This window comes from Martinezella hainanensis, from assembly GCF_900094555.1.
Classification (GTDB): Bacteria; Pseudomonadota; Alphaproteobacteria; order Rhizobiales; family Rhizobiaceae; genus Rhizobium; species Rhizobium hainanense.
The window spans coordinates 538,664-561,186 of sequence record NZ_FMAC01000001.1 but is presented as its reverse complement, the minus strand read 5'-3'; the positions used below and the strand labels follow the sequence as shown (position 1 = coordinate 561,186).

Here is a 22,523-nt window from a genome sequence, read left to right as displayed (position 1 = left end):
GTTTACAGACAGTTGGAAGCATAGTCAGCCCATCGAAACAGATGGGGATGACCATGGGCAACCAGACAGAAAATACCAAAACGGCCCTGATACTCGGCGCTACCGGCGGCATCGGCGGTGCTGTCGCGGACGGGCTCGCCCTTCGCGGCTGGCGTATCCGGGCGCTGAACCGCAATGCCGCCGAGGCGGCTCGCCGCCAACCGGAATTCGACTGGTTTCAGGGCGATGCCATGCAGGCGGAGGATGTTCTGAAGGCGGCGCAAGGTGCCGATGTCATCGTGCATGCGGTCAATCCTCCTGGCTACCGCAATTGGGGCAAGGTTGTCCTGCCGATGCTCGATAATACCATTGCCGCCGCCAAGGCCGTCGGCGCCCGCATCGTGCTGCCCGGCACGGTCTATAATTTCGGTCCGGATGTGTTCCCGAATGTGACCGAGGACAGCGCGCAACGGCCGAAGACCCGCAAGGGCGCCATCCGCGTGCAGATGGAGCGGCGTCTACGGACGGCTGCGGAGCAGGGCGATACCCCGGTTATCATCGTTCGCGCCGGCGATTTCTTTGGCGGTGCGCGCGCCAATAGCTGGTTCTCGCAGGCGATGGTGACGCCGGGCAAGCCGATTAGTTCCATGACCTATCCGGGCAAGCGCGGTGTCGGTCACCAATGGGCCTATCTGCCCGATGTCGCCGAGACCATGATCCGGCTGATCGAGAAGGGTGACGAGCTGCCGGCCTTTGCAGTCTATCACATGCGCGGCCACTGGGATGGCGACGGCAGGCAGATGATCGAAGCCGTGCAGCGCGTGCTTGGACAAAAGGTGAAGGTGAGGGCATTTCCCTGGTGGATGGTGCCGCTGGCGGCCCCCTTCGTGACGTTGATGCGGGAACTGCGTGAAATGAGCTATCTTTGGGACGTACCGCTTGAGATGCGCAACGACAAGCTGCTGGCCGTGCTGGGAGAAGAGCCGCATACGCCGATCGATGAGGCCGTGCGTAGCAGCCTGGCCTCGATCGGGTGCCTGCAGGCCGCGTAAGCTTGCCCCGGCTGAGCCCTTGCCTCGTCAGTCCGACCTATTCACCGATTTCAAACGCCGATATGGAAAGCCCTCGCAACCCAGGTTGCGAGGGCTCCTTGCTGATATCAGAATCTGGCTGAAAGATCCGAATCAGGCTGCTTCGTCGAGCGTCGGATAATCGGCATAGCCCTTTGCGCCGCCGCCATAGAGCGTCGCCTGGTCCCACTGGGTGAGCGGTGCGTTTTCCCTCAGGCGGCGAACGAAATCCGGATTTGAGATGAACGGCTTGCCGAAGGCAACGACATCGGCCTTGCCGCTTTCGATGGCTTCGATCGCCATTTCGCGGGTATAGGCATTGTTGACCATCCAGCCAGCCGTGCCGCCTGCGGCCTTATAGGCTGCGTGCAGGGCGTCGTAGTCGAAGGGCAGGGAGTCGCGCTTGCCGCCCGTCTGGCCTTCGATGACGTGGATATAGGCGAGGCCGTACTTCGCCAAACCTTCGACGACATAGGTGAAGAGCTGCTGCGGAGCCGGATCGCTAGCATCGCCGGATGACGTTACCGGCGAGAGGCGGATCGCGGTGCGGCCGGCGCCGACTTCCTTGGTGACAACATCGACCACTTCGAACAGGAAGCGGGCACGGTTTTCGATCGAGCCGCCATATTGGTCGGTGCGGTCGTTGACATCGCCACGCAGGAACTGGTCGATCAGATAGCCGTTGGCACCGTGGATTTCCACGCCGTCAAAGCCGGCATCGATCGCGGCGCGAGCCGCCTTGCGGTAATCCTCGATGATACCGGGGATTTCCGAGGTTTCGAGCGCACGCGGCTCGGAGACGTCGGCAAAGGCGCCTGTGCCGTCGCTGTTGACCAGATAGGTCTTTGAGTTTTCAGCGCGCCTGGAGGTCGACGAGACCGGCTTGCCGCCATTCGGCTGCAGAGTCGTGTGAGAGATGCGGCCGACATGCCACATCTGCACGACGATCTTGCCGCCGTTGGCATGCACGGCATCAGTCACCTTCTTCCAGCCGTCCAGCGCTTCCTTGCTGTAAAGACCGGGAACGTCGGCATAGCCCTGACCCTGATGGGTGATCGCCGTTGCCTCGGTGATGATGAGGCCTGCGCTGGCGCGCTGGGCGTAATACTTGACATTCAGGTCGTTCGGCACGGCATTTGGCGAGCGGTTGCGCGTGAGCGGCGCCATGACGATGCGGTTGGCAAGGGAGATATCGCCAAGCTTCGTCGGTTCGAACAATTTGGTCATGGGTCGTCCTTTCTATATTGGGGGAGGAGAAGGAGGGAGGGAAAGTATCAGGATGAGGCGAGCGCTTCGCCCTTGGGACGTACGGCCGCGAATGTCAGCAAGACGGTCAGGAAGCCGAGGATTGCCATAGCCGAGCCGGCGAGCGGTACCTGAGCCAGAGAAAAGCCTTTGTCGATGACAACGCCGCCGATCCAGGCGCCAAGCGCATTGCCGGTGTTGAAGGCGCCGATATTGATCGTGGATACGAGATTCGGGGCATCCTTGCCGAAGTTGACGACATTGATCTGTAGTGCCGGCACGGCTGCGAAAGCTGCGGCAGCCCACAGGAAAAGCGTGATCTCGGCACCGATGAGCGAGTGGATGGTGACGCTGAAGATCGCCGAGGTCACCGCGATCGCCAGGAAGACGCCGGCAAGCGTGGTGCCAAGACGCCAGTCCGCCAGCTTGCCGCCGATCAGATTGCCGATCGTCAGACCGACGCCAATCGAAAGCAGCGTCCAGGTTACCGTCTGCGGCGACACGCCGGTGATATCACGCAGCATCGGGGCGATGTAGGTGAAGAGCGCGAACATGGCGGCCGAGAAGAACACGGTCGTCAGCAATGCCAGCCAGAGGCCAAGGCCACGTAGCGCTGCAATTTCGCGGCCAAGGCTGCCCTCGCGAGCCTCCTCATTCCTGGGCAGCACGGCGATGAGACCGGCGATCGAGGCGACGCCGAGCAGCGTGACGATCCAGAACGGTGCGCGCCAGCCAAAAGCCTGGCCGAACGCGGTGCCGAGCGGTACGCCAAGCACGTTGGCGAGTGTCAGGCCGGTGAACATCAGAGCGACCGCACGGGCCTTGCGGTCTTCCGGCACCAGGCTGGCGGCGACCACCGAACCGATGCCGAAGAAGGCACCGTGGCAAAGCGCAGTGACGATGCGGGCGACCATCAGGACCCAGTAATTGGGTGCGATGGCGCAAAGGAGATTGCCGAGAATGAAGAAACCCATCAGCATGATGAGTGCCGAGCGCCGGCGCAAATGCGCGGTCGAGACCGCCATGATCGGCGCGCCGATCGCGACGGCCAGAGCATAGCCGGTGACGAGCCAGCCCGCCTGCGGAATCGTCACGGCAAGGTCCGAAGCCACTTCGGGCAGCAGCCCCATGATGACGAATTCGGTTGTGCCGATAGCGAAGGAGCTGAGGGCGAGTACGAGAAGCGCAAGAGGCATCTTCAGAGTTCCTTCTGCATGGCTGCGAGGAATTCGGCGATCGTTTCCTCGTTGCGCTTGTAGAAAATCCACTGGCCGAGGCGCCGCGTCGTCACCAGGCCGGCGCGATGCAGCGTGCTCAGATGGGCCGATACGGTCGACTGCGACAGGCCGCAGCGCTCGAACTGGCTCGCACAGACGCCCAGCTCGAGAGGATGTTCCTGAGTCGGGAAATGGGCGTATGGATCTTTCAGATGATTGAGGATTTCGAGCCGGGCCGGGTTGGCCAGCGCTTTCAATATCTCGTTCTTGTCCATGGCGTTCACCGCATGAATATCGAATAATTTCGATTTATGTATCGATTGTTTTCGATATATCAAGGGCGGCGCAAGATATTATTTTCTGCAAGGCAGCCGGAGCGCGTGGTTAGAAATTGGGCAAAAAAAGAGGGCCACCGGAATAAACCAGGGCCCTTATAGGTGTGAAGGTCAAAACCTCCAGAGGGGAACAGCCAATGCGGTGGAACTGGGAGGAAAAGCCACCGTGTGCATCAGCTGTGTGCGTTATGATGCTAATTTGTGCAGTGCGCAATGCTTTTTTGTGCATGGCAGTTATGCGTTTGCAACGTCAGGGGCAAAAGGGCAAAAAAAAGGGCCGCCGGAGTAAACCAGGGCCCTATAGGTATGAAGGTCAAAAACCTCCAGAGGGGAACAGCCAATGCGGTGGAACTGGGAGGAAAAGCCACCGTGTGCATCAGCTATGTGCGATATGGTAGTTAAATGTGCAGGCTTCAACTCTCATTTGTGCATATCAGCTATGCGTCATATGCGTGGCTGATATACTAGCCATAAAAAGAGTTCGTTATCAGTGACTTACCTTCGTCAGAAATTCCAGTTACGGGCTTTCGCTACGATAAAATCGCGAAAAACCTTGAGCTTGGCCGCGTTCTTCATTTCGTCGGGATAGCAGAAGTATGTGTCGAAGGATGGGACGTCTGCATTGATTGCCAGCTGAATGAGGCCAGGGTCACGGCCGACGATATAATCCGGCAGCACGGCGATCCCAATGCCGAGCAGGCAGGCGCGCTTAATCGACGTCTGGCTGTTGATCTGCAGATGCGGCATGCGCTTGTTGTCGGATGATCGGCCGGCGATCTCCAGCCAGTTGACGTCGAGCAGATAGTTCGGTGCCGGCTCGCCGAAGCTGATGATGCGATGTTCGTCCAGATCTTCCACCGACTGAGGCTCGCCGTAGCGGTTGATGTAGGAGGGGGCTGCATAGACGTGCATATGCACGGTGAAGAGCTTGCGTTGGATGAGATCCGACTGCTGCGGCTGGCGCAGCCGGATGGCACAATCCGCATGGCGCATGTTCACATCCAGCTCCTCGTTATCGAGGATGAGCTGGATCGACATATCGGGATAGAGCTGCAAGAATTCCTGGATCTTGTCGGTGAGCCAGCCCTGGCCGAGGCCGACTGTCGTCGTGACACGCAGCTTGCCGCTCGGTTTGTCGGTCGTCTCGGTCAATTGCATCTTGACCGTCTCGAGCTTCAAGAGAACGTCATGGGCCGTGCGATAAAGCAGCTCACCCTGTTCCGTCAGGATGAGGCCGCGCGCATGGCGATGGAAGAGTTTTATGCCGACGTCCTGCTCGAGAGCGCTGACCTGTCGACTGATGGCTGATTGGGACAAGTGCAGCTTATCGGCCGCGTGCGTGAACGAACCCGCTTCGGCAGCCGCGTGAAAGATACGCAGCTTATCCCAGTCCAATGGCATGCCGTTTCCCCTCATCGGCTGCATCACTCCGCAGCCACGGCGACGGGCATGTGCCCGGTCAGATAACGTTCCGCCTCAAGTGCGGCCATGCAGCCCATTCCCGCTGCCGTGATCGCCTGCCGGAACGTATCGTCGGTCACGTCACCGGCGGCATAGATGCCTTCGACGCTGGTTGCGGTCGAATCCGGAGCGGTCCAGAGATAGCCATTATCCTTGAGCCTCAGCTTGCCCTTGAAGAGCTCAGTCGCCGGCGCGTGGCCGATGGCAACGAAGACACCATCGATCGACGTTTCGGTGATCGCGCCGGTGCGAACATCACGAAGGCGGGCGCCGGTAACGGATGGCGGCATCGGCGGCTTGGCCGGCGTGCCGGTGATCTCGGCAACCTCGGAATTCCAGAGGATCTTGACGTTTGTCTTGGCGAACAGGCGTTCCTGCAGGATCTTTTCCGAACGGAAAGTATCGCGGCGATGCACCACAGTTACCGATTTGGCAATGTTCGAGAGATAAAGTGCTTCCTCGACGGCGCTGTTGCCGCCGCCGACCACGATGACGTCCTTGTTGCGATAGAAGAAGCCGTCGCAGGTGGCGCAGGCGGAGACGCCGAAGCCCTGAAAATGCTGTTCGCTTTCGATGCCGAGCCACTTCGCCTTGGCGCCGGTCGCAATGATGAGGGTGTCGGCCGTCCAGATCTGTCCGCTATCGGTATGGGCAACGAAAGGACGCTTGGTGGTATCGACTTCGGTCACGAGGTCGTTGACGATCTCGGCGCCGACATGCTGTGCCTGCTGAAGCATCTGCTCCATCAGCCATGGTCCCTGGATCGGATCGGCAAAGCCCGGATAATTCTCGACATCGGTCGTGATCATCAGCTGGCCGCCCTGTTCGAGACCAGCGATCAGAACCGGCTGCAGCATCGCGCGCGCGGCATAAACCGCGGCGGTGTAGCCGGCTGGGCCGGAACCGATGATGAGCACCTTTGTGTGGCGGGCAGGCATAGTCAGTCCTTTCAATTTCGGCGATTGGGAAACCGCGGCTTCAAGCGCGCAAAGCAGGCGATTTCGCGATCTGCCGCTTCATTTATGATTGCCTTATGCATTTATTCAAGGGCAGCCTTGCATTACACACAGAGCAAATCTGCTTTGTGTAAGAATCAACTACGCGAGAGAAACTTTCTTGCGTATTTTCCTGCCTTATATAGAAGCTGGCGAGGGGGAATTAAAGAAAGGCAAAAAAGTGCTTCGCGCTGAGCTCGATGCCATCGATATCAAGATTCTGCGGGAACTCCAGCGGGACGGACGCATGACCAACGTCGAGCTCGCAGACCGAGTTGGCATTTCGGCACCGCCATGTCTGCGCCGCGTGCGCAAGCTGGAAGAGGCTGGCGTCATCGAAGGTTATCACGCCATGCTGAACAGCCCGAAACTGGGCTTCGATCTCGTGGCTTTCTGCATGGTCGGCCTGAAGCATCAGTCGGAAGCGAACCTCAAGGCTTTTGCCAGCGCAACCTCGGCATGGCCGCTGGTTCGGCAGGCATGGATGGTTTCGGGCGACAGCGATTTTCTGCTGCACTGCGTTGCGGAAAACCTCACGCGTTTCCAGGATTTCGTCATCGAGGTTCTGACGGCGAATGAACATGTGGACACCGTGCGCACCATGCTGACCATCCGGCAAGTCAAGAAGCTCGGCCTGGTGGAGCTTTAGGCGAATGGCAGATCGCCCCTGGCATCGGTCGCTGATCAAGTCCGGCGTGCGCCTTTTTTTGGGTGGCTCGCGGGCTCATGTGCAGGACTGGTTTCCGGGGCTCAGCATCGTCCGCAGCCAGAATGTCAGCGAAGTGCTTTATCGGGGCATCAAGGTTGCGAGCCTTGCTGGCATGGACCGTCTGCGCGAACGTTGCGGCGATGCGGTTTACATCGTCGGTTCAGGCCCATCAATTCGCGATTGCGATCTCAGTGGTCTCGAATTTCGCAGCGCGATTCTTCTGAACGGGGCTATTGGCCTGTCAGGAGATCGGATCGCCGAGCCATTGGCGATCGCTGTCGAAGATGAGCGTTTTGTCTGGCGGCATCTCGACATGCTGCGCGAGAAGGTTGCTCCAGGCTCGCTTTGCCTGTTTTCCGTGGCGGTGCTGCGCGCGCTTTGCGAGATCGACAAAAGCTGGCTGGCGGACAAGACTATCATTCTGATCGATGATATCCGCAAGCCTTATGGTGCGCGCCGCCGCTCGGTCGACGATCTCAAGAAGCTGCAATATGTCAGGCTGGATGCCGAGGGTTCGGCCGGTTTTTCGCTTTCTCCGGACCGTGGGGTCTTTCTTGGAGGCTCCGTCGCCGTCTCGGCTTTGCAATTTGCTCTTTATTGTGCGCAGCAGCAGGTCGGCTTCTTGGGGATCGATATATCCAATGCCGGCGAGCCCCGCTTTTATGAGACTCCCAGTGAGATGGCGTTCTCCGGCATTGCCCGGGCCGAGGGGCGTATCATCGAGCATCTGGTGCTTGCGCGGCAGATCGCCGCTGAACGCGGCGTCTCCTTCGTCAACTATTCCCGCGTTTCGGCGTTGCGCAAATATGATTTTGGCTACGACGACAGGTTTGCATTGAAGTCGCAGGCTTGATCTTTGCCGGAGCCGGCAGGACCGGCGAGCCCGATTGAAATTAAGGTTGATGGAATGAAGCTTATGCGCTGGCTGAAACCCAAGGCGTCCGACGCCAAGAAGCTGTCCATCGATCCGCCGGAACCAAGGGCAGGGCGCCACGGCATCGCCATCGCCACCTGCGTCAAGAACGAAGCACGCTACATTGAGGAGTGGGTACGCTTCCACAAGGCGGTCGGCATTCGTCATTTCTATATCTATGACAACGGTTCGACGGACGAGACCTGCGCATTTCTTCGAAGCCTGCTCTCTGAAGACGCGTTGACGATCATTCCCTGGGCTGGGCGTATGCGCGATGCCGCGACGTCGGCGATGCTGAACGGTCAGGTCATCACTTTTGCCCACGCGATCCTGAATTTCGGCGGCGACTATCGCTGGATGGCGTTCATCGATGTCGACGAGTTCCTTCTTCCGAAGGATGCGAAGACCGTCGAGCAGGCGCTGGAGGCGGTCGGCAATTTTCCGAATGTCTCGCTGCCCTGGCACATGTTTGCCACAAGCGGTCATGAGACGCCGCCAGACGGGCCTTTGGCGCTGAACTATACGATGCGCGGCGCCGATCCGATGACAACGAAAGAAAATGTCAGCAATTTCAAATGTATCGTCGATCCGTGCGAGGTGAGCGAAGTCAGCGTCCATCAGTTCCAGACACGGGCGTACGGCGATCTGACGGCCAACGACGCCGGGAAGCGGTTTACGCGGCGGGCGCGGAAGTCGCCCGAGTTCTATTCGAACCGCTTCCTGCAGCTTAACCACTATTATACGAAATCCCGGCAGGAACTGATGGAGAAGCTGGCGCGGGGATGGGCCTATGACAGCAGTACGACGAAATATCGGGACAAGGTCCTGTCCATCGTCAAAAGCATCGAGGAAGATATGGTGGAGGATCGTTCGATGATCGATTTCATCGGGCGCAACCGCATCGATCTCGGTCGCTGACCAAGCCGCTCACTTGTTGGCGACGAGCAGCCGCTTGTAGACGTCGCCGATGGCGTTCGCTTCCTTTTCCAGCGCGAACTCGCTGCGCACATGGCGCACGGCATTCTCACCCTGGCGCAGCGTTTCCTCTGGATTGGCGAGATAGAAGGCGATCGCCCTAGTCAGGGCTTCGCCATCGCCTGCCGGCACGACGGCACCGGTTTCGCCCGGAACGATCATCTCGGCATAGGCGCCCGCATCCGATGCGACAACGGCGGTGCACGAAGCCATGGCTTCGAGCGGCGTCAGGCCGAAACCCTCGTTGCGGGAGGGGGCGACATAGAGAGTAGCGCGGCGGTACCAGGGCTTGATGTCGTCGACTTCGCCCATGAAGCGGATGCGATCGGTAAGGCCCGCATCTGCCACCATTTTTTCCAGTTGCTCGCCAAAGCCGCGATGCTCTGATGTCACGCGGCCGCAGACGACGGCGGTCCAGTCGGAATAGCGCGGCAGGAGCTCGATCATCGCCTTGACGAATAGATCCGTGCCCTTCTGATGGCGGACGCGACCGAAGCAGCCGATCAGATAGGTGCCGGGCAGGCCGGTTGCAGCCATGCGGTCGTCGGGTTTTTCCGGCGGGTGGAAGCTGTTGAGGTCGACACCGTGCTGGATGACGGTGTGCGGCACTTCAAGAAAGCTGCCGGAGCGGGTACTGGTGGCGATCACGGAATCCATGCGGCGGATGAGCCAGCGCGTATAACCGGTATGGCGGCGCTGGGCCGCCGAGGTGAAGACCAGCTTCAGGCGCATGCGCAGCACGGAGCGCAGCAGCAGACCGACAAGCATTTCATTGTTGCGGCGGGCGTGCCAGATGCGCACGCGATAGCGGCGTGGCTTCGTCCAAAGGCCGGGAAGCCGGCGCCAGCCGAGCCTCGGCAGGTCCTCCGGCAGGCCGGGGCCGAGCGTGGCGATATGGTAACCGAGCTCGACCTGCTTGGGGATGAGCTGCACGATCGTCGAGGTAACGCCAGAAAGCCGGCGTTTGAAATTCGTTGCTATGATTTCGATCTCGCGGAGATCGCCCGCATGCGCTGACTCGCGATCGCGCACGGGCAATCAGCCCCAGGTGATGGAGAGAATTTCGTAGCCCTTGGCGCCGCCAGGGGCATTGACCTCGATGGAATCGCCGACTTCCTTGCCGATCAGGGCGCGGGCGATCGGGGAGGAGATGGAGATGCGGCCTGCCTTCACATCGGCTTCCTGATCGCCGACGATCTGGTAGATCTTCTCTTCTTCTGTATCTTCGTCGACAAGCTTCACCTTAGCGCCGAACTTGATCTTCGAGCCGGACATCTTGGTGAGGTCGATGACTTCGGCGCGCGCCGTCAGGTCTTCAAGCTCGGTGATGCGGCCTTCGTTGTGGCTCTGAGCTTCCTTGGCTGCATGGTACTCGGCATTTTCGGACAGGTCGCCATGGGCGCGTGCTTCCGCAATTGCCTCGATGATCCGCGGGCGCTCTTCCTGCTGACGCCAGCGCAGTTCTTCCTGCAGCTTGACGAACCCGTTCTGTGTCATCGGTACCTTTTCAACCATTTTTCTTGTCCTTCACTCCCTGTGTTGCTCTGCTGCAGACACAAAAGAAAACAGGTCCCGAAGCGGTACTTCGGAACCATCCAGAGTCATTATTCTTTCACCTATAGCAGATTGCGACAGACGAAAGCCAGAAAATTCGAAGGTTTAAGGAAAGCTCCCGTTGAAGCTCCTTGCCCGCTCGATCGCCTGATTGCGCAATTATGAACGTGAGCCGGCTATCCCGCCCACGTCCTTTGCAGCTGATTTATGCGCCTCAAAAATAGCTCTGCAGCGGTTGTACTTCGAGGTTGCCGGCCTTCAGTGCCTTGATCGCCATGGCGGCTGCTTCGGCGCCGGCCATAGTGGTGTAGTAGGGCACCTTCTGCATCAGCGTGGCGCGACGAAGCGACTTCGAATCCGAGATCGCCTTGTTGCTGTCCGTCGTGTTGATGACGAGTTGGACCTGGCGGTTGCGGATTGCATCCTCGATATGCGGCCGACCTTCCAGAACCTTGTTGATCTTGGTCGCCTCGATGCCGTTTTCGGCCAGGAAGCGCTGGGTTCCGCCGGTTGCGAGCACCTTGAAGCCCTGTTCGGCCAGCATGCGGATGGCGGGCAGTACGCGCGGCTTGTCGTCGTCGCGGACCGAGACGAACACCGTTCCGTCGCGCGGCAGTTCGACGCCGGCGCCGAGCTGCGACTTGGCGAAAGCGAGCGCGAAATCGGTGTCGAGGCCGATGACTTCGCCGGTCGAGCGCATTTCCGGCCCGAGCAGGGTGTCGACGCCGGGGAAGCGGGCGAAGGGGAAGACGGCTTCCTTGACCGCGATGTGCTTCAGCTTACGCGGATCGGGCTTGTCGCCATAGGCAGCGAATGTCGCGTCCAGCTTCTCGCCGGCCATGACGCGTGCGGCGATCTTGGCGATCGGCGCGCCGATGGTCTTGGCGACGAAGGGGACCGTGCGCGAGGCGCGCGGGTTGACTTCGAGCACGTAGACCGTGCCGTCCTTGATGGCGAACTGGACGTTCATCAGGCCGCCGACGTTGAGAGCCTTGGCCATGGCCTTCGCCTGGCGTTCAAGCTCGTCGATCATCGTGGCGGAGAGCGTGCGAGGGGGGAGCGAGCAGGCGGAGTCGCCCGAGTGGATGCCGGCTTCCTCGATATGCTCCATGATGCCGGCGACATAGACGTCGGTGCCGTCGGAGAGGCAATCGACATCGACTTCGATGGCGTTGGCAAGGTAGCTGTCGAACAGAAGCGGGTTCTTGCCGAGCAGCGTGTTGATCTGGCCGGTCTTGTCGTTCGGATAGCGCTGCTTGATGTCCTCAGGCACCAGTTCCGGAACCGTGTCGAGCAGGTAGGTCTGGAGCTGTCCTTCCGAATGCAGGATCTGCATGGCGCGGCCGCCGAGAACGTAGGACGGGCGCACGACCAGCGGGAAGCCGATTTCGGAGGCGACGAGGCGAGCCTGCTCGACCGAATAGGCGATACCGTTGTTCGGCTGGTTGAGATCGAGCTTCATCAGGAGCTTCTGGAAGCGGTCGCGGTCTTCGGCAAGGTCGATCGCGTCTGGCGCGGTGCCGAGGATCGGGATGCCATTCTTTTCCAGCGCTTCGGCGAGCTTCAGCGGCGTCTGTCCGCCAAACTGCACGATGACACCGACGACTTCGCCCTTTTCCTGCTCGGCGCGCAAGATTTCGATGACGTCTTCCGCCGTCAACGGCTCGAAATAAAGACGATCCGATGTGTCGTAGTCGGTCGAAACCGTTTCCGGGTTGCAATTGATCATGATCGCTTCATAGCCTGCATCCTTCAGCGCGAAGGCGGCGTGGCAGCAGCAATAGTCGAATTCGATGCCCTGACCGATCCGGTTCGGACCGCCGCCGAGGATGACGACCTTCTTGCGGTCGGAAACCTGCGCTTCGGAACGGGCAGCGCCGACGAAAGGCGTCTCGTAGGTCGAATACATATAGGCGGTCGGCGAGGCGAATTCGGCGGCGCAGGTGTCGATGCGCTTGAAGACCGGGCGGACATTCAGCGAATTGCGGAATTCAGCCACTTCCTTCGGGCGCTTGCCGGTGAGGGTCGCAAGACGCGCGTCGGAGAAACCCATGGCCTTCAGCATGCGCAGGTTGGCGGCATCCAGCGGCAGGCCATGCTCGCGGATGCGAACTTCCATGTCGACGATGTTCTTCAGCTGCTCGAGGAACCAAGGGTCGATCTTGCAGCCTTCATGCACCTCTTCGATGCTCATGCCCTGGCGCAAGGCCTGCGCGACCATGCGCAGCCGGTCCGGCGTCGGCGTGCCGATGGCGGCGCGGATGGCGTTCTGGCTGCCTTCGCCTTCCTCGATGCCGGGGATCTCGATCTCGTCGAGACCCGTCAGGCCGGTTTCGAGGCCGCGCAATGCCTTCTGCAGCGATTCTGCGAAGGTGCGGCCGATCGCCATGACTTCGCCGACCGACTTCATCGCGGTCGTCAGAACCGGAGAGGCGCCGGGGAACTTCTCGAAGGCGAAGCGCGGGATCTTGGTGACGACATAGTCGATCGACGGCTCGAAAGAGGCCGGGGTCGCGCCGCCGGTGATGTCGTTTTCCAGTTCGTCCAGCGTGTAGCCGACGGCGAGCTTGGCCGCGACCTTGGCGATCGGGAAGCCGGTTGCCTTCGAGGCCAGCGCTGAGGAACGGGATACGCGCGGGTTCATTTCGATGACGACGAGGCGGCCATCCTTCGGATTGACGGCGAACTGCACGTTCGAGCCGCCGGTTTCGACGCCGATCTCGCGTAGGACCGCGATCGAGGCGTTACGCATGATCTGGTATTCTTTGTCGGTCAGCGTCAGCGCCGGGGCGACGGTGATCGAGTCGCCGGTGTGGACGCCCATCGGATCGATGTTTTCGATCGAGCAGATGATGATGCAATTGTCCGCGGTGTCGCGGACGACTTCCATCTCGAACTCCTTCCAGCCGAGTACTGATTCCTCAACCAGCACTTCCGTGGTCGGGGAGGCATCGAGACCGCCGCCGACGATTTCGAAGAATTCCGAGCGGTTGTAGGCGATACCGCCGCCGGTGCCGCCGAGGGTGAAGGACGGGCGGATGATGGCGGGCAGGCCGACGTGGTCGAGCGCCTGCGCGGCAACGGCCATGGCATGGCTCATATAGCGCTGCTTGCGGTCGCTTTCGCCGAGGTTCCACTGGTTTTCGAGCGCGTCGAGCGCCTTGTCGAGCTCGGCACCGGACAGCTGTGCCTTGAGCTTGCTGCGCTCGGCCTCGTGCGTCTTGCGGTCGGCATCCTTGATGTCGGTGGCGTTGGCCAGCATGGAGCGCGGCGTTTCAAGGCCGATGCGGGCCATGGCCTCGCGGAAGAGGGCGCGGTCTTCGGCCATGTCGATGGCTGCGGGCTTGGCGCCGATCATCTCGACATTGTAGCGGTCGAGCACACCCATGCGCTTCAGCGAGAGCGCGGTGTTGAGTGCCGTCTGGCCGCCCATGGTGGGCAGCAGCGCATCCGGGCGTTCCTTGGCGATGATCTTGGCGACGACTTCAGGCGTGATCGGCTCGACATAGGTCGCATCCGCCAGGCCCGGATCGGTCATGATCGTTGCCGGATTGGAATTGACGAGGATGACCCGGTAGCCTTCCTCTCGCAGTGCCTTGCAGGCCTGAGTACCCGAATAGTCGAATTCGCAAGCCTGTCCGATAACGATCGGTCCTGCACCGATAATGAGGATCGATTTGATATCTTGGCGCTTCGGCATGGGCTCTCATCCGTTTTTTCGTTGCGCAAAAAGCCGGCCAGGGTGGGAGATCACCGGTCGGGGCGCATGGGCAATATTTTCAGGCTAGAAGCGGCTTATAGGCAAATGTATTTGCAAACGGAACCCCATAAATGGCGGAATCGACATGAATTCTGCCGACTTTGTCGCCATTAGCCGAAACGACGCCGGACATCTTCGGCATAGGAGCGGCTGACGGGCATCTCCGCGCCGTCGCGCGCGATCACGAAAAGCTTGCCATTGTCGCGTTTCAGGCTGGCGACATGGTCCGTCGCGACCCAATGCGATCGGTGCAGGCGGATACCTTCTATGTTGCCGATTTCCATCAGGGCGTCGCCGAAGCGCAAGAGGATGAGTTCGCGGCCGCGTGTTGTCACGACCTCGGTGTAATGGTCGCGAACGGTGAGCCTTATCAGCGCTCCGCGGTTTTCCGGCTTCAAACGCAAGAGAATCGGCGGCTGAGGTGTCCGGGGCCGAATCTCGGGTGCAGAGGTGGACATTGTCTTCGCTTCCGCGAGATCCGTTCCCGCAGCTGCCATCGCGATCTGCCGATGCATGGTCAAATAGGTGAGGATACAGAAGAGGGCGCAAAGCGGTATGGAGCCCAGCGATTGACGCAGGCTGCCGCTCACGGTGGGCAGCGTGCCGAAGAAGGCGAAGTCGACAAGCGTGATGCCGAAGCCGATCGGCAATGCGGCGGCGACGGAGCCGATCATCATCCGGGCGAACATGCCCGCCACATGTCTCCGCAGCAGGATTTCGGCGACGACGGAAAATACGATTGCGATGGACCATGCCATGGCATGAAGGGCGAGCCAGTAGCCGAGCCGGGCTCCCGGCATGAGCCGGTCAAGGGTGCCGTACGGTCCGGTCAAGGCGAAGATCAGGACGATGGTGACAAAGGTCGCCCAGAAGCGCGGCGAACGCTGGATGACCTGCAATTCACGAAGCGTGGACTGCAGAAAGGTGTGATCCACGAAGATTTCCCGTTCTCTTGCGCAATTTCGATTGAGAGAACAACACTATCGCGGAAAGGCTCTATAAACTCAACCGGATACAGATGATGACCTTTGAGCCGCTTCTTGATGCCCCAATCGCGATCCAGATCCATGTCGCGGCGGTCGTTCCGGCCGCCCTGCTCGGAGCCTATCTCCTTCTTGGGCCCAAGGGGACGCCAAGGCATCGCCTGCTCGGCAAGATATGGTTGGTCCTGATGGTCGTGACCGCACTATCGAGCTTCTTCATTCATCAGATCAATATGTTCTACGGCTTCAGTCCGATTCACATGCTCTCGATACTCGTTCTCTTCGGTTGTTGGAGAGCGATCGCCAATGCGCGCAGGCACAATATCGAGGCGCATAAGCGCATCGTCAGAAGCCTTTACTTCGGTGGCATCGTTGGTGCCGGAGCTTTTACCTTTCTTCCGGGGCGGATCATGAACAGAGTGGCTTTCGATGGCGACGAAACGGCGCCGTTTCTGGTCGCGATAGCTATAGCCATTGCGCTTTTATGGTCCACGTCCAAAGAAATATGGCGGCGGCGGCGTTTAAGCTAATGTTCTGTCGATAGCCAACTGGCTTTGTTACACTTCCTGGATATATAAATGCCTCAAGGGACTTTGATTTTAGGCATCGCCAGGAGGTGCACTATGGATTGGAAGGGGCGTCGGCAATCCGACAATATCGAGGACGAACGCGGCTCATCGCCTATGAGCGGCGGCGGCGGTGGCGGCTTCCGGTTTCCCGGCGGGGGGATTGGCGGCGGCGGTTTGAGCTTCCGTACCATTATCGTGCTCATCGTGATCTTCCTGATCCTGAGAGCCATGGGCGTCGACGTTATCGGCCTGCTGCAGCAAAGTGGCATGCTGGAGGGCGGCGGCTCCGGATATCAGCAAAGCACCTCCAACAGCAGCGGCGGCGGTCAGCCGGCCAATGACGAGATGAAGCAGTTCGTTGCGACTGTTCTTGCCGATACGGAAGACACCTGGACCGGTATCTTCAAGTCGATGGGGCAGACCTATACGGATCCGAAGTTGGTGCTGTTCTCCGGCAGCTTCCCTTCGGCTTGCGGCCAAGCTTCGGCGGCAACCGGCCCCTTCTATTGCCCGAGCGATCAGAAGGTCTATCTCGACATGGCCTTCTTCCAGCAGATGAAGGATCAGTTCGGCGCATCCGGCGATTTCGCGCAAGCCTATGTGATCGCACATGAGGTCGGCCATCATGTCCAGGACCTGCTCGGTATCCTGCCGAAGTTCAATCAGGCCCGCCGCAACATGAGCGAAGTCGACGCCAACAAGATGTCCGTGCGCATCGAGCTGCAAGCCGATTGCTTTGCCGGCATCTGGGGCAAGTTCACGCAGCAGAAGGGCATCCTGCAGACCGGCGATCTTGAAGAGGCGCTGAATGCTGCGCAGCAGATCGGCGACGATACGCTGCAGAAGCGCACGCAGGGTTATGTCGTTCCCGACAGTTTCAACCACGGCACCTCGGCGCAACGCGTGAAGTGGTTCAAGCAGGGTTTCGATTCCGGCAAGCTCTCGGATTGCGATACTCTCAACAATCCGGTCTGATCTTGCTTGTCCGCTCGCTGAGCATCGGCGAGCGGGCAAGTCGTTTTCCGCATTATTTCTCGCTGTCGAGATGTGTCAGCTGTGCTTCCGGATAGCGGCCGCCGGCCGCGGCATCTTTCGGGATCGCGCGTTCGATCGCAGCCATGTCGGCCTCAGACAATTCAACCGAAAGCGCTCCCAAGGCTTCCGTAAGGCGATCATGGCGGCGGGCGCCGATAACAGGAACGATCTCCGTGCCCTGGGCTGCGACCCAGGCGATGGCGATCTGGGCGATGCTGGCACCCTTCGCCTCAGCGATCCCTCGTAGCGCTTCCACCAATTCCAGGTTCTTTTCGACGTTTCCTGCCTGAAAGCGCGGGCTCATCGTGCGGAAATCGCCCTTTTGGACATTATCCTTCTGCCAGTGGCCGCTGATAAGGCCGCGGGAAAGAACACCATAAGCAGTGATACCGATGCCAAGTTCGCGGCAGGTTGGCAGGATCTTGTCCTCGATGCCGCGCGAGATCAGCGAATATTCGATCTGCAGATCGACGATCGGATGCACGGCGGCGGCGCGGCGTATGGTGTCAGCGCCGACCTCGGACAGGCCGATGTGCCTGATGTAGCCTGCCTTGATGAGATCCGATATCGCGCCGATCTGGTCTTCGATCGGTACATTTGGATCTAGACGGGCGGGGCGGTAAATGTCGATATGGTCGACGCCGAGGCGCTGCAGCGAATAGGCGACGAAATTCCGGATCGCCGCCGGGCGGGCGTCGTAGCCGAGCCATGCACCGGAAGGATCGCGCAGGGCGCCGAACTTGACGCTGAGCAGGAGATCGTCTCGGTTCAGCCCCTTGATGGCTTCGCCGATCAGCATCTCATTGTGGCCCATGCCATAGAAGTCGCCCGTATCGAGCAAGTTGATGCCGGCATCGAGCGCGGCGTGGATGGTGGCGATGCTCTCGGCGCGGTCGGACGGGCCGTACATGCCGGACATGCCCATGCAGCCGAGGCCGAGCGCGGATACCTGCGGCCCCGTCTTTCCCAATTGATGCTTTTTCATCGTTAGTCTCCTTGGTCGAAGGCGCGCTCATTTTCTTGCAGGCCTCTGTCGATGCTGTTTTACTCGATCGTGCTCTGTGCGATAATCCGGGTAAATTGAAACAGGTTGTTTGGAATTTCGCACAATGGATGACTTGCCGCTGGCCGATCTGGTTGCCTTTACCGCCGTTGCCCGCGAGCGCAGCTTCCGGGAAGCGGCACGCAGGCGCGGCGTTTCCGCCTCGTCGTTAAGCGAAGCGGTGCGGCGTCTGGAGGAACGGCTGGCGGTGCGCCTGCTCAATCGCACGACCCGAAGTGTGACACCGACGGAGGCAGGAGAGCGGCTGATGGAGCGCCTGACGCCGGCCATGAGCGAGATTGCCGTCGCCCTCGACGACATCAACAGCTTTCGCGACAGCGTCGGCGGGACATTGCGGCTGAATGTGCCGACAGTCGCCGCCACGGTTGTCATGCCCAACATTATAAGCCGCTTCCTGAAGGAATACCCGGCAATATCAGTGGAAATCGTCGCCGAGGACACGTTCATCGATGTGGTGGCCGCCGGCTACGATGCCGGCATCCGCTACGACGAGAGACTGGAAAAGGATATGATCGCCGTACCGATCGGGCCGCGGCGCCAGCATTATGTTACGGCCGCTTCGCCAGACTACCTTGCGACCCATGGCACGCCCAAGCATCCGCGCGACATACTTGAGCATCGCTGCATCCGCCATCGGTTCCTGAGCGGCACGGTGGCGCCGTGGGAATTCGAAAGGAAAGGGGAGACGATCTTCATCGCGCCGCCGATGGTCGTCTCGACCAATTCGATCGAGATCGAGCGCAATGCGGCTGCCGCGGGATTGGGCATCATCCGCACTTTTCGGGAGTTCCTCGCGCCGCAGATCGCCAGTGGAGAACTGGTGCCCATCCTCGAAGAGTGGGACACGGAGTTCTCCGGCCCGTTTCTTTATTACGCGAGCCGCAGGCATATGCCGACGCCGCTTCGGGCCTTCGTCGACTTTCTGAATCGCGAGCAACGGCGGGGTCGCGGCACATAGTCACTTTTCTGCCAAGGATCAAAAAAAGCGGTCAATAAATCAATAAGATTGAAGCGTTCACGGATTGTTTCTGCCAAAATCTTTATGTATGGGGGACGCTCCGGTTTTTCGTTCACGTTCTGTCTCTTTCATCGAGGCGGAGCCGCCCAAAGGCATCTCCATGATCGATCAGAAATTCGCCCGCCGAGGCCTGTTCCTCGTCTTCCTCATTCTCTTCCTGGACGTCATCGGCATCGCCATCATCATGCCGGTCATGCCGAAATATCTGGAAGAGCTGACGGGTGCGTCGGTCAGTGCCGCGGCGACCGAGGGTGGCTGGTTGCTGCTGGCCTATGCCGCCATGCAGTTCCTATTTTCGCCGTTGATCGGCAATCTGAGCGATCGTTATGGCCGCCGGCCGCTTCTGCTTGCTTCCGTGCTGACATTTGCGATCGACAATTTCATCTGCGCGATCGCCGGCACCTACTGGATGCTGTTCGTCGGCCGCATTCTTGCCGGCATCAGCGGCGCAAGCTTTTCGACCTGCTCGGCCTATATCGCCGACATCAGCAATGACGAGAACCGCGCGAAGAATTTCGGCCTGATCGGCATGGCCTTCGGCGTCGGCTTCGTCCTTGGCCCGGTCATCGGCGGCTTCCTCGGCGAATTCGGGCCGCGCGTGCCTTTCTATGGCGCTGCGGCTCTGGCGTTCCTGAATTTCGTCGGCGCCTATTTCCTGCTGCCGGAAACGCTGGATGCCAAGCATCGCCGACCCTTCGAGATTGCGCGAGCCAATCCGTTCGGCGCTCTCCGGCAGATGCGGCGCTATCAGGGCATCGGCTGGGTCTGCGTCGTCATGTTCCTGAACTGGCTGGCGCACGGCGTCTATCCGGCCGTCTGGGCCTTCGTCACCTCTTATCGTTACGACTGGAGCGAAGGACAGATCGGTTTCTCGCTCGCTGTCTATGGGATCGGTGCGGCAATCGCCATGGGTCTGGCGCTGCCGCGGCTGGTGCCGGTGCTCGGCGAATGGAAAACGGCGCTGCTCGGGCTGATGTTCTCCTGCCTTGGCCTGTTGGGCTATGCCTTTGCATGGCAGGGATGGATGGTCTACGCGGTCGTTGTTCTGACCGTGATCGAAAATGTCGCGGATGCGCCTTTGCGGTCGATTGCCGCCAGCAAGGTGCCGCCCTCGGCGCAGGGCGAGCTGCAAGGCGCACTCGGCAGCCTGACGAGCATCACCGCGATCATCGGCCCCGTACTGTTCCCCTATCTTTTCCAATACTACACAGCGCCGACAGCGCCCGTCGTCTTTGCCGGCGCACCGTTCATCATGGGAGCGATCCTGGTTGCCACGGCGCTGATCGTGCTTCTGACCAAGGTCCGCAAGACCGAACCGGCTGTCGTTTCGCAGTCGCAAGCAGGTGAGGCGGCCTAAAAATTCATCAGATATTTTGATGTTCTGATGAATTCTTTAGCATCATAGGCCTGCCTGCTGGCTTTTTGAGCCAAGTTGCGGTAATGCGGCAGGCTCGCGCACCCTTGGGTAGGGCGGTTCGCGCGGTTCTAAAGATCGAGTCTTCGCTATGGATATGCCGGTACCTGCGCGCCCGCTCGCGCATGACAATGATAATTCGTGGTCTGCACATGTCCGCGCAACGCTCGCGCTGGGCATTCCGCTAATCGGAGCGCAATTGGCGCAGCTCGGGATCAACACCACCGACGTGATGATCGTGGGCCGGCTCGGTGCCGAGCAGCTGGCGGCGATGGTGCTTTCCGCGCAATTTCTGTTCACGATCCTGGTTTTCGGTTCGGGTTTTTCCATCGCGGTCATGCCGCTGGTGGCGCAGGCCTATGGCAGAGGCGACGTTACCTCGGTACGCCGTGCGCTGCGCATGGGCCTATGGGTCGTAACAGCCTATTGGCTGTTGGCACAGCCGGCCTTCTTCTATTCCGAAGAGATTCTGCTCGCGGCCGGACAAAAACCCGACGTCGCGAAATTGGCGAGCGGCTATATCGACATCGGCCACTTCGCCGTGTTGCCGGGGCTGCTCTATAATGTCATCCGGGCGCTGGTGAGCGCCATTGGCCGCGCCGGCATCATCCTCAAGGTCACCATTGCCATGCTCGTCATGAATGCGGTGCTCGCCTACATTCTGGTGCTTGGCCATTTCGGCCAGCCGGCGATGGGCCTGCATGGTGCGGCCATTGTTTCCGTCGCCGTGCAGACCGCCGGCTTCCTCTTCATCGTCGGTTACGTTCAGGCCCACCAGGAAACGCGTCGCTATGAGATCTTCGTCCGGTTCTGGCGGCCCGACTGGAATGCCTTGTGGGATGTCATCCGACTTGGCTTTCCGATCGGTGTGACGGTTCTGGCTGAGGTCAGCCTCTTCACGGCTGCCTCGTTGTTGATGGGTCAGATCGGCACGATCGAGCTTGCCGCTCATGGTATCGCTCTGCAGTGGGCGTCCATCGCCTTCATGATCCCGCTCGGCCTCAGCCAGGCGGCGACCGTACGCGTCGGTGTCGCCCACGGACAGGGCGATCATCTCGGCCTTAAGCGCGCGGCCATCGTGGTGCTCGTCGTTTCGTGCTGCATCGCGCTTTGCGGCAGCATCCTGTTTGCGACTGTGCCATCCTGGCTGGCAAGCTGGTTCCTTGACATCCACTCGGCCGAAGCGTCGCAGGTGCTGGCTTTTGCCGCTCCGCTGATCGTCGTGGCCGGGCTGTTCCAACTCGTCGATGGGCTGCAGGCGATCGCAAGCGGTCTGCTGCGCGGTCTGAAGGATGCGCGCGTGCCGATGATCATGGCGCTGATCGCCTATTGGCCGATCGGCTTCTTCCTGGCCTGGCTGCTGGCATTTCCGGTCGGCTTCGGCGGCATCGGTATCTGGTTCGGCTTCCTGATTGGCCTTGCCTCCGCGGCGGCGATGCTTTGCGCGCGGTTCTATATTCTGGTGCGCTCGGACAAGGCGGCCAGCTGATTGCGGCAGCCTTCCTTGCGCTACAAGACTACTGACAAAAATTGACAGCATGATCGTCTATATCTGTCTCATACCAGAGACGGGAGACGACCATGATATTCAAGGCAAGCAATCATAGTGATGCCGCGCTTTTCCCGCGGGAAGATCAGATCAATCGGGGGGCGGCCGTACGCCTCCTGCCACACGCCAACAGCTTGTCCCGGCGACGGGAGCCGGAGCAGAAATCCTACTGGCTGGCGGTGGCCAGCGCCGAGCACGTTCGCATTGGGCGCCAGCATGGCTTCATGCAGGTGAACCACGGCAAACGAGCCCCCTTGCAGCGCATCAAGCCGGGCGACGGCATCGTCTACTACTCCCCATCCGTCAAAATGGGCGAGAGGGACGGCTTTCAGAGCTTCACCGCTATCGGCTTTGTCCGTGAGGGTGAGCCTTATCTTGGCGAAATGGGTTGCGGAAAAGCCTATCGCAAGGATGTGGACTGGCTGGACGCGCCCGAACAACCGCTTCGGCCACTGCTGGGCTGGCTCGATTTCACCCAGGACAAGAATTGGGGCTACAAGCTCAGATTCGGTCTCGTTGAATTCGGACAATCCGACTTCGAGTTCCTCGAGGAAATCCTGATGAGCGAGCTTGAAGTGGTGAAGCAGCGCCGCCTGCAAGCCTGAGTTTCGACAAGCATGAACCAATGTGACGGCAGACCTCCCAAGTTGACGCGCAAAAAGAAAAGCCCCGGATTGAT

General features: G+C 60.0%; 20 protein-coding genes. 10 read left to right on the top strand and 10 right to left on the bottom strand.

The window, feature by feature from the left end; genetic code table 11:
* Positions 1–53: 53 nt before the first annotated feature.
* The gene (locus tag GA0061100_RS02700) at positions 54–1,031 is read left to right on the top strand and encodes an SDR family oxidoreductase (RefSeq protein ID WP_244557750.1); all 978 of its coding nucleotides are present in this window, start codon (positions 54–56) and stop codon (positions 1,029–1,031) included.
* A gap of 132 nt (positions 1,032–1,163) precedes the next feature.
* On the opposite strand, the gene GA0061100_RS02695 is transcribed toward GA0061100_RS02700, so the two are convergent.
* The 5 genes from GA0061100_RS02695 to trxB form a co-directional block, all read right to left on the bottom strand.
* Complete coding sequence (locus GA0061100_RS02695) at positions 1,164–2,276, bottom strand: alkene reductase (protein WP_075851054.1); 1,113 nt, start codon at positions 2,274–2,276, stop codon at positions 1,164–1,166.
* A gap of 47 nt (positions 2,277–2,323) precedes the next feature.
* The gene (locus GA0061100_RS02690; RefSeq protein ID WP_075851053.1) at positions 2,324–3,490 is read right to left on the bottom strand and encodes an MFS transporter; all 1,167 of its coding nucleotides are present in this window, start codon (positions 3,488–3,490) and stop codon (positions 2,324–2,326) included.
* Between the two features lie 2 nt (positions 3,491–3,492).
* Positions 3,493–3,786, bottom strand: a complete 294-nt coding sequence (locus tag GA0061100_RS02685; RefSeq protein ID WP_075851052.1) for an ArsR/SmtB family transcription factor — start codon at positions 3,784–3,786, stop codon at positions 3,493–3,495.
* A gap of 564 nt (positions 3,787–4,350) precedes the next feature.
* A complete protein-coding gene (locus GA0061100_RS02680; RefSeq protein WP_075851051.1) occupies positions 4,351–5,247 on the bottom strand; it encodes a LysR family transcriptional regulator VtlR in 897 nt (298 codons plus the stop codon).
* A 23-nt stretch (positions 5,248–5,270) separates the two neighbouring features.
* Positions 5,271–6,245, bottom strand: a complete 975-nt coding sequence (trxB, locus tag GA0061100_RS02675; protein ID WP_075851050.1) for a thioredoxin-disulfide reductase — start codon at positions 6,243–6,245, stop codon at positions 5,271–5,273.
* A gap of 238 nt (positions 6,246–6,483) precedes the next feature.
* On the opposite strand from trxB, the gene GA0061100_RS02670 reads away from it, so the two are divergent.
* The 3 genes from GA0061100_RS02670 to GA0061100_RS02660 all read left to right on the top strand — a co-directional run bounded on the left by GA0061100_RS02670 (position 6,484) and on the right by GA0061100_RS02660 (position 8,842).
* Complete coding sequence (locus GA0061100_RS02670) at positions 6,484–6,951, top strand: Lrp/AsnC family transcriptional regulator (protein WP_015340578.1); 468 nt, start codon at positions 6,484–6,486, stop codon at positions 6,949–6,951.
* 4 nt (positions 6,952–6,955) lie between these two features.
* Positions 6,956–7,864, top strand: a complete 909-nt coding sequence (locus tag GA0061100_RS02665) for a glycosyl transferase (protein WP_075851049.1) — start codon at positions 6,956–6,958, stop codon at positions 7,862–7,864.
* 63 nt (positions 7,865–7,927) lie between these two features.
* On the top strand, positions 7,928–8,842 hold the full coding sequence (locus GA0061100_RS02660) for a glycosyltransferase family 92 protein (protein WP_075851862.1): 915 nt from the start codon (positions 7,928–7,930) through the stop codon (positions 8,840–8,842).
* 9 nt (positions 8,843–8,851) lie between these two features.
* On the opposite strand, the gene GA0061100_RS02655 is transcribed toward GA0061100_RS02660, so the two are convergent.
* The 4 genes from GA0061100_RS02655 to GA0061100_RS02640 all read right to left on the bottom strand — a co-directional run bounded on the left by GA0061100_RS02655 (position 8,852) and on the right by GA0061100_RS02640 (position 15,148).
* Entirely contained in the window at positions 8,852–9,931 is a 1,080-nt protein-coding gene (locus GA0061100_RS02655) for a glycosyltransferase family 4 protein (protein WP_075851861.1), read from the bottom strand.
* Positions 9,932–9,937: 6 nt separating this feature from the next.
* Complete coding sequence (gene greA, locus GA0061100_RS02650; protein WP_075851048.1) at positions 9,938–10,414, bottom strand: transcription elongation factor GreA; 477 nt, start codon at positions 10,412–10,414, stop codon at positions 9,938–9,940.
* A gap of 253 nt (positions 10,415–10,667) precedes the next feature.
* Positions 10,668–14,153: a carbamoyl-phosphate synthase large subunit gene (gene carB / locus GA0061100_RS02645; protein WP_075851047.1), complete on the bottom strand. Its 3,486-nt coding sequence runs from the start codon at positions 14,151–14,153 to the stop codon at positions 10,668–10,670.
* A gap of 170 nt (positions 14,154–14,323) precedes the next feature.
* Positions 14,324–15,148 (bottom strand): LytTR family DNA-binding domain-containing protein, encoded by an 825-nt coding sequence (locus GA0061100_RS02640; RefSeq protein WP_075851046.1) that lies wholly within the window; start codon positions 15,146–15,148, stop codon positions 14,324–14,326.
* A gap of 86 nt (positions 15,149–15,234) precedes the next feature.
* Between GA0061100_RS02640 and GA0061100_RS02635 the strand changes: the two genes are divergently transcribed.
* On the top strand, positions 15,235–15,726 hold the full coding sequence (locus GA0061100_RS02635) for a DUF2306 domain-containing protein (RefSeq protein ID WP_075851860.1): 492 nt from the start codon (positions 15,235–15,237) through the stop codon (positions 15,724–15,726).
* Between the two features lie 93 nt (positions 15,727–15,819).
* On the top strand, positions 15,820–16,740 hold the full coding sequence (gene ypfJ / locus GA0061100_RS02630; protein ID WP_075851045.1) for a KPN_02809 family neutral zinc metallopeptidase: 921 nt from the start codon (positions 15,820–15,822) through the stop codon (positions 16,738–16,740).
* A 52-nt stretch (positions 16,741–16,792) separates the two neighbouring features.
* Here ypfJ and GA0061100_RS02625 read toward each other — a convergent pair whose 3' ends face one another.
* Positions 16,793–17,785 carry an aldo/keto reductase gene (locus GA0061100_RS02625; RefSeq protein ID WP_075851044.1) on the bottom strand — a complete coding sequence of 331 codons (993 nt, stop codon included), beginning with the start codon at positions 17,783–17,785 and terminating at the stop codon, positions 16,793–16,795.
* 124 nt (positions 17,786–17,909) lie between these two features.
* Between GA0061100_RS02625 and GA0061100_RS02620 the strand changes: the two genes are divergently transcribed.
* From GA0061100_RS02620 to GA0061100_RS02605, 4 genes are all read left to right on the top strand, one after another.
* A complete protein-coding gene (locus GA0061100_RS02620; protein WP_075851043.1) occupies positions 17,910–18,821 on the top strand; it encodes a LysR family transcriptional regulator in 912 nt (303 codons plus the stop codon).
* 160 nt (positions 18,822–18,981) lie between these two features.
* Positions 18,982–20,238: a TCR/Tet family MFS transporter gene (locus GA0061100_RS02615; RefSeq protein WP_075851859.1), complete on the top strand. Its 1,257-nt coding sequence runs from the start codon at positions 18,982–18,984 to the stop codon at positions 20,236–20,238.
* A 148-nt stretch (positions 20,239–20,386) separates the two neighbouring features.
* Positions 20,387–21,784, top strand: a complete 1,398-nt coding sequence (locus tag GA0061100_RS02610; RefSeq protein WP_075851042.1) for an MATE family efflux transporter — start codon at positions 20,387–20,389, stop codon at positions 21,782–21,784.
* A 92-nt stretch (positions 21,785–21,876) separates the two neighbouring features.
* On the top strand, positions 21,877–22,449 hold the full coding sequence (locus GA0061100_RS02605; RefSeq protein WP_075851041.1) for an EVE domain-containing protein: 573 nt from the start codon (positions 21,877–21,879) through the stop codon (positions 22,447–22,449).
* Positions 22,450–22,523: the final 74 nt, after the last annotated feature.